Raw genomic sequence first — 15,462 nt, forward strand, 5'->3', positions numbered from 1 at the left:
TGCAAGGCAGTTCATTAACTTGATCAGCCCATCTTGCCCTGCCGCCTTTATTGTATCACAAATCCTCCAAAATGCAAGTCCATTTCTCCATTAGCTTTTCCAATGAATAGGCGGCATTGGCCGGGCTTGTTGAAGGCAGCCGCTTTGCCTCCCTCTCTGTTTGCGGTTTTGCATATCTTTCATAAAGTTCAAAAGCCTTATTGCCATTCGCAAAAATATGCCTAATCTGACTCTTTTCTAAAATATCGCTGAAATCATTAACCTCTACGTTCCGAATAGAGCTGTCTGACGATCCTACAATTTCACAGCTTTCAATCACATCCCATACTGCAATCTTATGCTGCAAAAGAAATTGTTTCTTCTCTTCTATGCTTTGCGGCTGTCCCTCTCTCAAGAGAGAAGCCAAAAGCTTCCAGAAACGATTCTGCGGATGCCCGTAATAAAAGCCTTGCTCTCTCGACTTCACAGAAGGAAAGCTGCCCAAGATCAAAATCCTGCTCTCTTCATTCCAGACGGGTCCAAAATCATGTTTTTGTCTCATCACAAGTGAGGCTCCTCACACAAATAGTTTCTAAATAGAGTATCAATTTGCGAGTACTTTCTTTTCAGAGAAATCGGACCGCCCGCATGCAAAAAGCAATGACTGCTTTCTCCCATGCATCTAAGTTCCCCTGTTGCTGCATCCTTTACCTCATACCCCATTTTTAGCCGTACGCCATCATAATACAATATTCTGCCGAATATATGAACCGTATCCCCAAAGCGTGTCATCGTCTTATATTCGCAGGAGATCGACAATACGGGAATCATGATTCCCTGCGCCTCCAGCTTAGCATATCCAATGCCCAGCTGCTCCAAAATATCACAGCGAGCCTCTTCAAACCAGCGAATATAATTAGAATGATGCACAATGCTCATCTGATCTGTTTCATAATAATGTACTTTATGCTGATACGGCTTTATCATTTGAATTCCTCCTGTTAGCTTACGCTCTCCCCGCTATAAAATCAAGCAGAGGTTCTAAATATGCGCTGTCCATAAAATCATGCGCTTCTTCGGACTCCAGCATATCCTTCTGCCAGTCCGGAACCTCCTCCGGTTTTTTCGATGCCATCAGTTTTAACATTTTGATCATCATCTGATCCATTCCTTTAAGCGCAGCCGGATCCCACTTACCTCTGGCATAAAAAAATGGAAGCTCCGAAAGCTCTCCCGGCACAACAATCCTTGATCCGTCCGGCGCAGCACCGACTGCAAAAATTGCCACCCGCTGATCCTTCAATTTAGCATATACCTTTTGTAAACGATCAAGCCCTTCCACCTGTTCGCCTTTCACATTTCCCATCCATATTAAATTGCGATACGGACGCAGCAGCGATAGCTTCACTTCCTTGGCCTGCAGACAGTCGCATTCTCTTTGCTGCATCAGCCACTCAGCATACTGTTTCGTGCTGCCATACCGACTGTTATATATGATTAACGTAGAATTTTCTGCTGTCAACGCCTTACTCCTTCTTGAATTAAAAACAGGATGCGCTTAAACGCATCCTGTTTTATTGGTTATGCTATCTGAATTATTTACCTAAGAAACGGTCATGACGAGCCTGATAAATAGCCTCGCAATCAGCCAGTCCAAGAGTATCCAATTCAGCAACAACAGAATCAAGCTCATCCAGAGATCTCTGACCCATGATGAATGCAGAAATTGCCTGCTGAGAAGCAGATTTCATATCATTGATTACGTCGTTGTATTTTTCCTGCTCTTCTGCAGAAGCGGTAGCCAGCACGCCAGTTACGTCGATAGAGGTGTAATGACCAAAATCGATGGTAGCATCCTGATACTCAGCCTTCTGAGTAGCCCAACCTAATTCAACACAGCCGTTCTTTGCGCCCCAAAGGTCGTAGAAGTTTACGTCAGAGAATACGGTACGGGTATAAGCGATCTTACCATAAGAAAGTCTCTGCTCAGCCTTGTCATCCAGATACTGGTTCAGCTGGTTAGCTTCGAATTCCTTACCATCTTCCTTAGCAACATATTTCTTCCACTGCTTCTCGCCGTTTACGACTTCGTAGTGAATGCCTTCAACACCGTAGTTCAGGATCTCGATGTGCTCAGGGCTGTAATATACGTCAAGGAATTTAGCAGCTAATTCAGGATCAGCTTTGGTCGTGAATACGAACTCATCCCAAATGTAGGTAGGATCTTCCAGAGGAAGCAGCGGGCTAACGCCTTTAACAGCTTCGATCGGGTAGATGTCAGCATACAGAGCGCCGCCTTCTTTGCCGTCGTTGAAAGCAGCCTCGATAGTGGGCTCATAGGTGGTGGTCAGTGCATAGGTAGTCAAACCAGCAACCTGGTTGTTAGCGATCTTCTGAGACAGAGTAGAAGTAGAACCGATCATTTCCGGATCATACAGTCCATCTGCATACAGGCTGTTTGCGAAGGTCAGGTAATCCTTAACGGTATCCTGATGCCAAGGAGAAACAGCAGTATCGGTATCCCAGTTAACGCTGATCAAACCACGAACCAGACCAAACCAGTTAGCGATAGAATCGCCCCAATCACAAGGATTGTAGGAATATACATTCATACCAGCAACGCCAGCGCCGGAACCAGAAGGATCCTGCTCGTTGAAGGTCTTCAGTGCAGTCTTGTACTCTTCCAGAGTGGTGGGGATTTCCAGGTTGTACTGATCCAACCAGTCCTTACGGATAACGCTGGTCAGGTTAGTACCGGTACCGGTGTATTCGCCATTCTCCCACAGAGAGATGTACAAGTTAGGCAGCCACCAGAAGTTTCCTTCGGGAGTCATAGCCTTGTTGCGGCCCTGTTTGCCATAGGTATCATTGTACCAGTAGTCTTTAGCCGTACCGTCGCCCTTCTCAAGCAGCTCGTTGATATCCAACAGAACGCCCTGAGTAGCAAACTTCAATACGTCAGTTTCGGTCATCTGATACATAGAAGCATACATAGGAATGTTGTTCTGAGCTGCAAAACGAGTCTGCAGAGTCGTCAGATACTGGTCATCCTTAACATACTCCATTACCAGATTGATGCCCTTAGCTTCCATCAATTCACGGAATGCCTTGAATGCATACATGTCATCCATTTCGGTTGCATAATCGAAACGAGTGCTTGCATCATCACCCAGAACAGTAAAGTCCTGCATCTCGACATTTCCCTGAGGCTCGCTGGTCTCATTGGAAGCGGTGCTGTCCGTAGTGCCACTGTTGGTCTTGGAGTCTTCGTTGTCAGAAGAGCAGCCAGCCAGCATAGACAGGCACATGGACGCAGCTAAAAGTGTTACTAATAGCTTTTTCATGTCAAATCCTCCTTATAAGATTTGTGATTTATTTGATAACAGCCAGAGGCCGCCGCTAAGCGGCAACCCCCTACTGATTATCACAGATTTAAAGTGCAGGCTTATGCATCAGCCCTTCAAAGAACCAACCATTACGCCTTTTACGAAATATTTCTGCAGGAAAGGATATACCAGCATGATCGGCAACGTTGCCACTACGATCATGGTATATCGCAGCTGCTCAGCAGAAAGAGCTGCCAGCATGGCTGCTTCACCATCCTCAGAAGTACCGCCCTGCGTACCGCTCTGCTGCTGTGCCACTTTCTCCTGCAAAATCAGCATACGGCGCAGATAAAGCTGCAACGGCTGCTTGCTGGCATTGGGCAAATAAATCATAGCAGCATACCAGGAGTTCCACTGTGCAACCAAGGTATAGATGGCAATAACGGCCATAATCGGCTTGGAAGTAGGCACATAAACGTGCAACAGGATCTGGTAGTTGTTAGCACCATCAATACGAGCAGATTCACGAAGCGCTTCATCAATACTCATAAAGAAGGTACGTACCAAAATGATATACCACATGCTTACGATACCAGGGAAGATGATTGCCCAGCGGGTATCATACAAATGCAGGTAGTTAGACATCAAAATGAACTGAGGAATCAAACCGCCGCTGAAGTACATGGGGATCAAGATGAAGAAGGACATCAGTCTCTTTCCGCGCATATACGGTGAAGTCAGCGGATATGCAGCCATTGCACAGACAATCAGCATACCGATTGTACATGAGACTGCATAAAGAATCGTATTGCCATAGCTAACCCAGATTTGACTATCCTCTACCACCTGTGCATAAGAACCAAAGTAGAAGCCCTTAGGCAACAGGAACACGTCCATCGTACGGGCAGCAATCGGTTCACTGACAGAGATAATGATAACATACCATACCGGGTAGATACAGATCAATGCCAGAACGATCAAGATAGCATATACAATTGCGGTAGCAACGGAGGAGCCATTTTTAATATGATTCGGATTTCTCTTAGACATAATTCATTCTCCTCCTTCCTTAGAACAAGCCTGCGCCGGTCAGCTTATCAGAAATCTTATTTGCAATGAATACCATTCCAAAGTTGATAACTGTTTGAATCATACCGATCGCAGTTGTATAACTGAATTTTCCGCCCTGCAGACCTTCACGGTAGATGTAGGTACCGATAACATCGGCTACTTCATACGTAGCAGGCACATACAGCAACAGGATCATATCCGTGTTAGCACCCAACAAACCACCAACTGCCATAATCAACATGATAGCAATGGTAGGAATGATGCTCGGAAGTGTAATATGAATGGCCTGCTGGAAACGGTTAGCGCCGTCCAGCCGTGCGGATTCATACATGGAAGTATCAATAGAAGTAATAACAGACATGTACAGAATGGAGTTAAATCCGAAGCTCTTCCAGATATTTGACAATACATATATCGTCGGGAAGGCGCTGGGAACCGTTCTCCATGCTTTTGCTTCACCGCCCAGAGCCACGATCAGCTTATTGATAATACCGGCTGGGTTGATGAAGGAGATCAACATACCACACATAACTACCATAGAAATAAAGTACGGCAGATAAGATGCAGTCTGCACGAACTTCTTAAAGCCCATTACATTGACTTCATTTAACAGAAGTGCAAATACAATCGGAACCCAGAAGCCCCATGCTAAGTTCAAAAAGCTCAGCCAAAGGGTGTTACCCATCAAACGCTTGAAGTAAATACTTTCATAGAATTTGATAAAGTGCTTAAATCCAACCCATTTGGTGTTTGCGCCCCAGAACGGTGCACCAGGCGCGTAATCCTGGAATGCGATTACATAACCGTACATGGGGATGTAACAATAGATGAATATGATGATGATGGCCGGAAGCATTAAGGTGTATAGCTCAACGTTATCCTTCAGCAGCATCAATTTGCGCTGCTTCGTCATTTTCTTCTTCGCAGGCGCCATAGCGTTACTACTCATTTAATTCATCCTCTCCTTTCAGATTTTTAGAATTACGCCAAAGAAAGTTTACCGGCTTTTATTTCCTTAACACAAGGCTTTTAAAAACCGCTAAATCTATGCAAATTTACTATTCGTTGATTCGCCTCTGGTGTAATTTCCACAATTATTGTATTTGCTATTATAATGCACCATGGTTATCTTGTCAATATGCTTTGTATATTTTTTTCTACTCTGTAAAGAAAATATGAACGAACTGTAAAAATCAAAAGCGCTCTCAAGTGGCTTCTTTTCCCACTTTGTCACTTTTCTTGCGGTAAAAAATCAGCTTAAAAGCATATAAAATCCACATTTTATACATATCTTGTCCATAATTTTGCTTTTTGGTGAATTTGACGAGAGGCCTAAATTTCTTTCGTCATTTTGAACAAAACAGAGCATCGTCCCTCATCAGGAACGATGCTCCTCTCTGACAATGATATTGGACCAGCACATCTTTCCTTCCCGGTCGCGTGCCTCAATCCGCACGTAGCGCTCTGCCTTTGCCATTATATACTCCGCATGGGTCAGCCCTTCTCCAAATACTACCCGCTTTCCATTATACAGACTGTTCGTCATAAACCGGACCTCCTGTACCGGTGAAAGCTCTACGCTCACATGATCCCCCTCTATTTGAATGCGTTTAATTTCCGGCCCCTGCGACGCATAAAACCGGTTTTCCATCAGCGCCTGCCGAATCTCCGGCCAGCTGTTATGCTCAGCCTGCACCATGATATAACCGCCGAAAATATCGCGGTCATAGCGGTGTACATCATCCACGGCCGTAATCCGTTTATACACGCCGCGGCTTGCCAGCATATCGATATAAAGCTCCGAATAGCCCCGTCCGCTGTACACATCCGAAATCGTATTGTATACCTCTATCGCATCATACTCCTTAAGCTCCAGCGCCTGCTCAAACGTCATCAGCGACCAGATCGGATGCGCCAGCGTGCAGAAGCCTCCCGCCGCATGGATCGCATCCACAATATCCTGCGGCGAAAAGCTGTCATCCTGCGCGATATCATGCGCAAGGCCAACGCCCGTGATATGATACGCATATTCCGGAGCTTCCTTTAAAAAGTTGCGGTGGTACTCCGCTGCCGGAATCACCAAAAAGCTATCGTCCTCATATCCGGCAAAGCGCTTTCGGTGATCGGTAATTGCCAAGAAGTCATACCCCTGCGCTTTATAAAGGGCAATGCATTCCTCCGGCGTTTTATCTCCGTCCGACTGCGTGGTATGCGCATGCAGATTCCCCTTAAGCCAGCGCTTCCCCGGCTGCCATAAATCCATTATTTTTCCTCCATATTGATACGAATGTGGAATTTAAACTTCGCTTCATTAAACTGATATTTTTCCTTCAGGCGCGGACCGCAGCTGTTAGAGCCAATACCGGCCATCGCATAATCCAGGCACACCACCGTATCCGGCGCCTCCTCCAGCTCAAAATTATGCTTCTTGGCAGCCAGCTCCTCCTGCGTATACCGTGAAATATTAAAGCTGAAGCCCTCTTCCGAAACAGCCTGAATGCCCACGCCGTTTTGATCCGTCACCTTAGCCTCCAAGCAGCCATAATGACTGCCCGATTCCTGCGGCTTCAGATAATCCTCATGGTTTTCCGCCGCCGTCGTCTCAAACCGGCTTATATAGGAAGCCTGATGCTTATCCACATAACTCTCGTACGGACCATAGCCATAATACTCCGCCTGATCCATTGCCTTTGGCATAAACAGACGCAGACCAAAGCGCGGCAGATCCGGCATATTCATCTCCTTCTTTGCCTTCACCGTCATATCCAAGCTGCCATCCGTCCCAATCAGATAGGTCACATCGAGCTCCAATACCTTTTGTAGATAGATGGGAGCCAGCGACATTTTGCAGCGCACGCTGCAAAGACCGTCCTTGGCCTTTGCCTTGACGCTGTATACATGCGCAAGCACGCGGTCAAATCCGCTCTCGATCCACTTGAGCTTGATATACTGATCGTTATCGGTGGGCGCGCGCCAGATGTTAAAGCCCATGGGCTTTGTGATGCGGTCCTGATTTTTATAGACCAGATGTGTCCACTGGCCGGTGAGTTTATCGAAGGTGTAACGCAGCTTGTCGGTTTTGATGACGAGCTCCTTTTCATTTTCCTGCAGCTTGAAATCGCCTTTGTTTTTCTGCTCGGGCAGCGTGATGGCTTCGCTGCGCAGCTGCAGCTGGTCGCGGCCAAGCTCGTGCCCCGTTTCGGTGAGCAGCTGATCGCCGCGCTGCACATAGATGATATTCAGATAGCAGTTTCCTTTGCGCGGCATGGCAAAGTCCAGTGTCACTTCGACCGATTCATGCGGACCTGCCTCCAGCTCCGGCAGCAAGCCGCTTTGCAGAATCTGACCGTCGCGCTCGACCTCATAATAACCGGCCACTGCATCCTTCAAATTGGTAAAATCATAATAATTGGTAAAGCGGACCGTTCCTTTGGCGCCGTCCACCATCTCAGCGCGTACGGGACGAATCACATTTTTAAACTCAAGCAGGCTTTCGCTGGGCGTACGGTCCGGATACACCAAACCGTCCATACAGAAATTGCCATCATGCGGAAATTCGCCGAAATCGCCTCCATAAAGGAATTTGGGTTTTCCGGTCTCGGTCGTGCCGGCATACACGGCATGGTCGCACCACTCCCAGACAAAGCCGCCAACAAAACCATCGTATTTTTGGATGATCTGCCAATAATCTTCGGCATCTCCGGGACCGTTGCCCATGGCATGGATATACTCGCACAGCACATAAGGCTTGGGCGTGCCGCCCGGATTGCAGCCGGCTCCCTGATCCTCGCCGGCAAAATAGCGCTCAATCTGCTCGGTGGGCGCATACATGCGGCTGAACAGATCCAGCATGCTTACATCGTTGGTATGTCCGGTGGGCTGCTCCACAGAGCGCTCATAATGAAGCAGACGAGAAGGATCATAGGCTTTGATCCAGCGGCCTGACTTTTCAAAGTTCTCTCCATAGCCGGCTTCATTGCCCATCGACCAGATCACAACCGAGGCACAGTTTTTATCACGGATTACATTGCGCTTCTGCCGGTCCAGATTTGCCTCTTCAAACATCGGATCCTGCGCCAGCAGGCAGTAGTTGTCCACCCAGTTGCCGCCGATCAGCGGCACAGTGCCATGCGACTCCAGATCGGATTCAGAGATCACATAAAAGCCATATTCGCTGCACAGCTGCGGGAACCACGGCGCATTGGGATAATGGCTGGTACGGATGGCATTGATGTTATGCTCCTTCATGAGCTGCAGATCCACTATAGCCTGCTCCGGACTGATCGTATAGCCAGTAAACGGATCGCTGTCGTGGCGGTTCACGCCGCGGAACTTAATCTTCTGACCATTTAGCAGCACTACGCCGTCCTGCACCTCGATCTTGCGAAAACCGATCTTCTGTGCGATCACTTCCTCCTCACACTCAAGCAGCAGCGTATACTGCTTTGGCTGCTCCGCATTCCAGGTGATCACATTCTCTACCGTAAATTCAATACCGCTGCCCGGCTGCCGCTCTGCGAGAGCCTTGCCGTCCGGATCCAGCAGCGTCGCCTTCACCGGTACGCTGCCCCCGACATAATCCACGTCAACGCTCAGCTTGCCGTCCTTGTATCCATTCGTTAAATCCACATGGGCAAAAAAGTCACGGATATGGTGCTGCGGCCGCAGCATCAAATACACATCGCGAAAGATGCCGCTCATGCGCAGCTTGTCCTGATCCTCCAGATAGCTGCCGTCGCACCACTTCAAAACGGCCACTGTCAGATCATTGTCTCCCTCTGCCAGAAGCTCCGTAATATCAAACTCACTGGTCGAATGACTCACCTGGCTGTAGCCGGCAAACTGTCCGTTGACCCACACATAGAAGCAGGAATCCACGCCCTCAAAACCTAAATAATAGCGGTCCGTCCCTTTTTCACCAATCTCGAAGCTGCGCTGATATACGCCGCAGGGGTTCTGCGCCGGCACATAAGGCGGATCATAGGGAAACGGATAATTGATATTCGTATACTGGTGACGGTCATAGCCATGATTCTGCCACACAGAGGGAACCGGGATCTGGTCATTGGAGATATCCTCGTTCCAGAAATTATCCGGCAGATCATACACGCTGTCATAATAATGGAAGCCCCAAAGGCCGCTCAGCGGCAAAAAGCGATCGGACATTTCGCGGTCTCCGAGGAGCGCTTCTTCCACGGTAGAAAACGGTACATAATAGGAGCGGTTGTCCACCGTCCCCACATGCAGGGTGCGGGGATCTTCATAATACTTAGGAATATTCATAATTACCTCTTTTCTGCGCTGTCCTTTGCGCATATTGCCAAGTTTGTGTCGCAGCGCAGACACAAACTTGTTCTCTTTTCTGCTGCTTAGCCCTGGGCGAGCGCCTGCAGGCGCGGCATTGCATATTTAAAAAACATTTGATAGGACTGACAGTAGTAATTGCGCGACAGATGCCCGTCGACGATTGGCTCACGGTTGCGCCGGCAGCCTCCCCGGCAGATGAACGCATAGGGGCAAGTCCTGCACGCAGGGTCAATTTGCCGCGAAAGCGGGATGAAGCCTAGCTGGTCGCGGTTTGCACTGATCTTTGCAAAGCTGTCGGTTCTCAAATTGCCGATACAGTACTCGTCCAGCATATAGAAGTCGCAGGGATATACGCGACCGTCGGCCTCGACGACATGCTGATGGCTGCAGCTTCCGCTCATACCGCAGGTTTGCGGCCGGCCGCCGCGCAGCATATTGATGAGATTGATGAAGTAGCCGATGTAGACCCAGTTCCCTTTGCTGAGATCCTGATACCACAGGTCGAACAGATCACATAGGAACTGGCCGTACAGCTGAGGCGTGAGCGAATAATTCTGCTGCCCCTCCTGTTCATAGAGCGGATCGAGGCAGGCGATATATTGCTGATAGGTAAAGCCCTGCTTGGAGAAAAAGCCGTAGGCCTTGCCGATGCTTTTGGCAAGCTCCTTGGTGACGACAATCAAAATATTGAATTCGGCCTTATGCTTCTTTAGAAGCTGAGCCGCATGCAGCACGCGGCTGTGCGTCCCTTTGCCAGCAGCATCGAGCCGGTACAGATCATGCAGATCCTTGTGTCCGTCCATGGAAAGCCCGACCAAAAACTGGTTTTGCGCAAAGAATTCGGCCCATTCATCATCGATCAGGTATCCGTTAGTTTGAATGGCATGGTGAATGGAAATGCCTCTGTGATTATGCTTTTTTTCAAGCTCGATCAGCCTTCGGTAGAAGCTGAGCCCTGCGAGCGTAGGCTCGCCGCCCTGAAAGCCAAGGTCAAGCGTGTGCTCGGTTTCGGCAAGCGCCTTTTGCAGAATGATTTCGAGCGTCTCCTCGCTCATCATGCCATAATTTTCTTCTTCACGCTTGCTGGTTTCATCCATATAAAAGCAGTACCGGCAGCGCATATTGCAGCTTCCGGACGCTGGTTTGATCAGTAGATTGATAGGCGGCATAGAACCTCCTCTCCTGTAGCTTCGGTCTTTGTTGCGCCTATTATAGCACCAGCCGCCAGAGCATGACAAGGGGCAATCTCTAAAAAGGCCACCGGATGACCACGATGGTATATCATCCAGCGGCCTTTTTCATATCTTTGCAGCAAATTCTGCATTAAAGCCCCTGATCTCTGAACATTCCCGCAATTTCCTCTGCGGTTTCCTGCATTCCACGCTGAAACCAAACTTCGATCCAGCCGTACAGCGCGTATGCTACATATGCTCTTGCGTATACTTCCACCTTTGAATGCTCGGGCTTCGGTCCGCATAGTCCGATAATGACATCTTTCAAAAGGTACACGAGATTTCTTTCATTTAATAGGCTGTAAAAATCTCTGTTTTTTTCAAAGTGTGCAAACAGTAAGCCGAGCAATTCATTTAATGGTCTGTTATCCTTTCGCTCTGCTTCGTCCGTCCATTCCTTGAATATTTTATGGATATATCCCCGCAGAATATCCTCCTTACTTTCATAATTTCGATAAAAGGAAGCTCTGCCGATGCCGGCAAGGTCGCACAATTCGCTGATGGATATATCTCCGATTGGCTTGTCCCGCAGCAACTTTAGAAGCGCGTCCGTAATATGCTCTATGACATAAGCGTTCCTTGCTTCGTTGCTAAACGGTGATACATTTTTCAGGGTCTGTCTCATTTTTCCGTCTCCTATTGACACCAAGAAAATTCGATGATACAAATAGATCATCAAGACAATTGTTTCATCGTTATCATAACACGCTGAAAACAAAAGTCAATAGTAAATGGCAGAAAGGAAAAAAGAAATGACACTTACACAAAAACGGCTGATGATTGTATTGATCATCGTCATTATCGCCGCCCTTTTAGGACGGCTGACAGTCCGAGGGATTATGAATCTTCTGCTCGGCGGAACATTGTTTGGAGGTAATTTTCTGTGAAACCAGAAAAAAAGAAAGGTAGAGGTATGTTTATATTTATTTGTATAGCAGCGTTTCTTGTTTCTTTTGGGTTTGGAGTCGCTTCAAAATTTGCGATTCGGCCGTCATGGGCAAAACAATACTCTGTTCAATTAACGGATGAGATCGGAAAGGTTTATAAAGATATTTCCTACGGTGACGGCGAAGCCAACAAATTTGACCTGTATGTTCCTGCAGACGGAAGTAAGGAAAGTTACGGTTTGGTGATTTATCTCCACGCAGGCGGATTTACACAAGGAGATAAGTCGGGGGACGCTGAAATGCTTTCATGGCTGTGTTCCAAAGGCTATGTTGCGGCAGGAATCAACTATACGCTGCGTAACGAAACAAATAACAAAAGCGTATATTCTCAGTCAATGGAAATCAAAGAAGCTATGCCGAAGGTCGTGGAAGAAGCGGAAAGGCTTGGATACCATATAGATAAATTGGCTATGGCAGGCGGCTCGGCCGGTCATGCGCTTGCTATGATTTACGCTTACAGAGATGCAGACGAATCGCCGGTTCCAGTCAAGTTATTATTTGGCGCTGTGGGACCTTCCAGCTTTTATGCGGAAGATTGGGATATTTACGGCTTTGATCGGGACACGAATGAATCAAGAAAAGGCGCCGCCGGTCTTTTAGGTGTTATGGGCGGTGTGGAATTGACGCCGCAAATGATAAAGGACGGCTCTTATATAGAAAAGTTAAAACCCATATCGGCAGTCATGTGGGTGGATGAAAATACTGTTCCGAGTGTTGTTGCATATGGAAAATACGATAAAATCCAGCCATATAAAGGCTCTCAAAGATTATTGGAAGCTTATAAACAGCATTCAGTGGATTACAAATATTTTGAATGTCCGCATTCCGGTCACGGACTGCAAAATGATGACAAAATCTACAAAGAATACATGGAAGCCGTAGAGCAATATCTGAATCAATATATGCCGGTGAATTAACTGCCGTGAGATTGGCTTGTATAATCATACTAGCTTTTGTAGAACAAATTGCACATAAAAAGGCCGCCCTATTTTTAAGGGCGGTCTTCTGTTTTATTGTATGATATTCATTTCCCTTTTCGTGCTGCAGGTAAAATAGATCACCTGATACTTTTCCGCAATCTCCTTTAAAAACGCTGCGGCAGCTGCATTCTTTTCATCATCCAAATTGGTGAACGGATCATCCATAATCAGAACCGGCACTTCCTCCTGATACATCGCGTCAACCAAAGCGATGCGCAGACAAACCCCTATCAAATCACGATACCCTGCGCTAAGCGCAGCAATCTCTCGTTGCTTGCCAAACTCATCCACCGTCACATTGGTATTGGCATCCACATGAAACGCCTCGGCCGGCTCTCCCGAAATCTTTTCATAATACATGCCAAAGGCCCTTCGTATCGGGTCCGCATAGCGAGCCGTCATCGCCTCCTTAGCCAATATCAGCTTCTCTTTGGCCATGCTGACAGCCGCATATTTTTCCTGCTCTGCAAGCTGAATTTCCTTTAGCTGCTGCAGCTGTGCGCTGTTTTCCTCCTGCTCCTCCTGCTTTTCCTGCAGGTCTGCCAGCGTTTTACGGTAGTCGCTTATCCTATTTTGCGCCTCCTGCATCTGGTCCGTCAGCTGCTGTATTTGCTCATTCACTGCTTCCAAGGACGGCAGCTCCGCCTCATCCGGCAGCGCTGCAAGCTGCGCCGGATCATGCTTTTCCTCAAACTCCTTCAGCTCCGTCTCCGCCTCCGCCTGCAGTCTAGCCGCCATCCGGTGCTGTCCGGTAAGCTCCTGTATCTCACGAAGCTGCTGCGCCAAATCCTTGCGCGGCTGATATCCGCTTTGCCGCAGAAACTCCGTCAGTTCCTGATGCCCAGTCTCATAGGCCGCCCTTTCCGTTTGCCAATGCTCATACTTATCCTGCAAAAACGAGAACCGCGCCGCCTGCTTCCTAAGCTCATAAAGCGCATCCTGCAAACGGTCCTCCGGCGCAGCCATACCATATCCGCTCAGCCATGCCGTCAGCGCCTCCCTTGTCCTCTGCGCCTCTGCAGGATCCGGCTCCTGCGCCGCCTTTTTCTTAAGTGATGCATATTCCAGCGACTCCATCGTCAGCTCCTGCAGCGCAGCATCCACCGTATCCTCCGCAAACACCCTGCCGTGCCGCTCAAAATATGCCGCCATTCTCGCATCCGTCTGCCCGATAAACGCCCGGTCCTCCTCTACCTCCTGCTGCAGCTGCGTAAGCTCCGGTGACGGCTGCTTCTTATTGCCAACCAGCCCCATGAGCAGCAGCACGCCGCCCACGGCGGCAAGAATGACGCCGATGCTCATCTTAACTGCAAAAGCCAAAACAGCGCCTAACAAAATGACTATGACTCCTGCTGCTGCAAGAGGAGAAACCCGCCTTGCGCGCTGTTTTTGTGCTGTCTGCAGCGCCTGCAGGGCAGCCGCCTTAGAGGAAAGCGCCGCCTTTATACTGCCCCGCTTATGCCAGGCAGCGGCAAGCTCTGTCAGCGGCTCAGCCTCATCTGCAAAGTCCGCTTCCAGCCGGCTAAGCTGCTCTTTTTCCGCTGCTGTCAGCCGCTTAGCATTAAGCTCCTGCTCCAAGTCCCTAAGCTTAGTGGCTTCCTCGATTTTATCATCTATATCCTCAGGAATGCCTCCGGAGAAAGCCTCCGACAAAGCACTCCGCTCTGCCTCCTCTTCCGGCGTTAATTTATATAAAGAACTTCTCTCCTGTCCTTTTTCAAGCTCTGTACAGGCAATGACTTTATTTTTGATCTCCTCTGCACTCAGAAGCTGTCCGGGCAGCTCCCGCCGGGCCTGCACAGCTTCTTCCGTTCTTGCCTGCACCGCCTTTTGAAGGCGGCTCCATTCGGATTTTGCCGCCGCGGCGGTGTGCTGCTTGGCAAGCTCTTCCTGCCGCTTGGCTGCATTTTGCTGCTGCAGCTTACATGCCTCATAGGCGTCCTGCTCGGCCTGCAGCTGCTGACGGTAAGCATCGATACTGGCGGAAAGGCTCTGACCACCCTGCACCAGGCGCTCATAGGCGGCAATCTGCTCTCTTCTTTTGCTGAGAGAGCCGGTGGCGCGCTTCGGCGTCAGGCGGTTCAGCATGTCTGTGAGCCGCGTGCTGGCGGTATCAAAATTATTCAGATCGTGCGTATTATCGGAAAGATTGCCGATTTTGGCATTGATATCATCTGTCGCCGCAGTTTCGCATGCGCTTTGCGTGATGAAGACGGTCCGCAGAAAGGATTCGCGGTCAATTTTGAATAGCTCCTCGCCAATCCTTTTGCTGTAATCCTTGGACGGCAGATTGGTCTTCGCGTCGCGAAGCTCAAAGGTGTCGTTTGCTTCCTTATCCTGAAATATCCTTGTGATCTGATAGGTCTTGCCGCTTGTTTCAAACACAAGCTGACCGCCGAAGACACCGCCCTGCCAGGGCTTGTAGCGTCTCCGCTCGTTGTCCTGCAGGCTGCGCCTTCTCTCCCCCTCAAGGCCGTAAAACATGGCTCTGATAAAGGCCGCGAGTGTGCTTTTGCCCCAGCCGTTTTCCTTGCAGATGACATTGACGCCATCTGAAAAATCCGCAGAGTAATCCTGCAGCTTTCCAAAATTTTCAATATGACAGGAAATTAATTTCATC

Annotated in this window: 12 protein-coding genes; 1 reads left to right on the top strand and 11 read right to left on the bottom strand. The window is 48.6% G+C overall.

Features of this window, described 5'->3' with window-relative positions; translation table 11 throughout:
* Positions 1-55 precede the first annotated feature (55 nt).
* The 10 genes from HFE64_00255 to HFE64_00300 form a co-directional block, all read right to left on the bottom strand.
* Complete coding sequence (locus tag HFE64_00255; protein ID MCI8631907.1) at positions 56-541, bottom strand: DNA-deoxyinosine glycosylase; 486 nt, start codon at positions 539-541, stop codon at positions 56-58.
* Positions 541-966, bottom strand: coding sequence for an acyl-CoA thioesterase (locus tag HFE64_00260; protein MCI8631908.1), 426 nt, complete (start codon positions 964-966; stop codon positions 541-543). The genes HFE64_00255 and HFE64_00260 overlap by 1 nt, the downstream gene beginning before the upstream one ends.
* 19 nt (positions 967-985) lie before the next feature.
* The gene (locus HFE64_00265) at positions 986-1,501 is read right to left on the bottom strand and encodes a hypothetical protein (protein ID MCI8631909.1); all 516 of its coding nucleotides are present in this window, start codon (positions 1,499-1,501) and stop codon (positions 986-988) included.
* A 73-nt stretch (positions 1,502-1,574) separates the two neighbouring features.
* Complete coding sequence (locus HFE64_00270) at positions 1,575-3,323, bottom strand: hypothetical protein (protein MCI8631910.1); 1,749 nt, start codon at positions 3,321-3,323, stop codon at positions 1,575-1,577.
* Positions 3,324-3,431: 108 nt separating this feature from the next.
* On the bottom strand, positions 3,432-4,355 hold the full coding sequence (locus tag HFE64_00275) for a carbohydrate ABC transporter permease (protein ID MCI8631911.1): 924 nt from the start codon (positions 4,353-4,355) through the stop codon (positions 3,432-3,434).
* A gap of 19 nt (positions 4,356-4,374) precedes the next feature.
* Entirely contained in the window at positions 4,375-5,289 is a 915-nt protein-coding gene (locus tag HFE64_00280; protein ID MCI8631912.1) for a sugar ABC transporter permease, read from the bottom strand.
* A gap of 465 nt (positions 5,290-5,754) precedes the next feature.
* Positions 5,755-6,639, bottom strand: a complete 885-nt coding sequence (locus HFE64_00285; protein MCI8631913.1) for a hypothetical protein — start codon at positions 6,637-6,639, stop codon at positions 5,755-5,757.
* Positions 6,639-9,659, bottom strand: a complete 3,021-nt coding sequence (locus tag HFE64_00290; protein MCI8631914.1) for a DUF4981 domain-containing protein — start codon at positions 9,657-9,659, stop codon at positions 6,639-6,641. Before HFE64_00290 ends, HFE64_00285 begins: the two co-directional genes overlap by 1 nt.
* Positions 9,660-9,745: 86 nt before the next feature.
* Positions 9,746-10,852 (bottom strand): anaerobic sulfatase maturase, encoded by a 1,107-nt coding sequence (locus HFE64_00295; GenBank protein MCI8631915.1) that lies wholly within the window; start codon positions 10,850-10,852, stop codon positions 9,746-9,748.
* A 154-nt stretch (positions 10,853-11,006) separates the two neighbouring features.
* Entirely contained in the window at positions 11,007-11,540 is a 534-nt protein-coding gene (locus HFE64_00300; protein ID MCI8631916.1) for a TetR/AcrR family transcriptional regulator, read from the bottom strand.
* A gap of 288 nt (positions 11,541-11,828) precedes the next feature.
* Between HFE64_00300 and HFE64_00305 the strand changes: the two genes are divergently transcribed.
* Complete coding sequence (locus tag HFE64_00305) at positions 11,829-12,779, top strand: alpha/beta hydrolase (GenBank protein MCI8631917.1); 951 nt, start codon at positions 11,829-11,831, stop codon at positions 12,777-12,779.
* Between the two features lie 93 nt (positions 12,780-12,872).
* Here HFE64_00305 and HFE64_00310 read toward each other — a convergent pair whose 3' ends face one another.
* Complete coding sequence (locus HFE64_00310) at positions 12,873-15,461, bottom strand: AAA family ATPase (protein MCI8631918.1); 2,589 nt, start codon at positions 15,459-15,461, stop codon at positions 12,873-12,875.
* Between the last annotated feature and the right edge of the window lies 1 nt (position 15,462).

It is taken from the genome of Lachnospiraceae bacterium (assembly GCA_022794035.1).
Taxonomy (GTDB): domain Bacteria; phylum Bacillota; class Clostridia; order Lachnospirales; family Bianqueaceae; genus CALWPV01.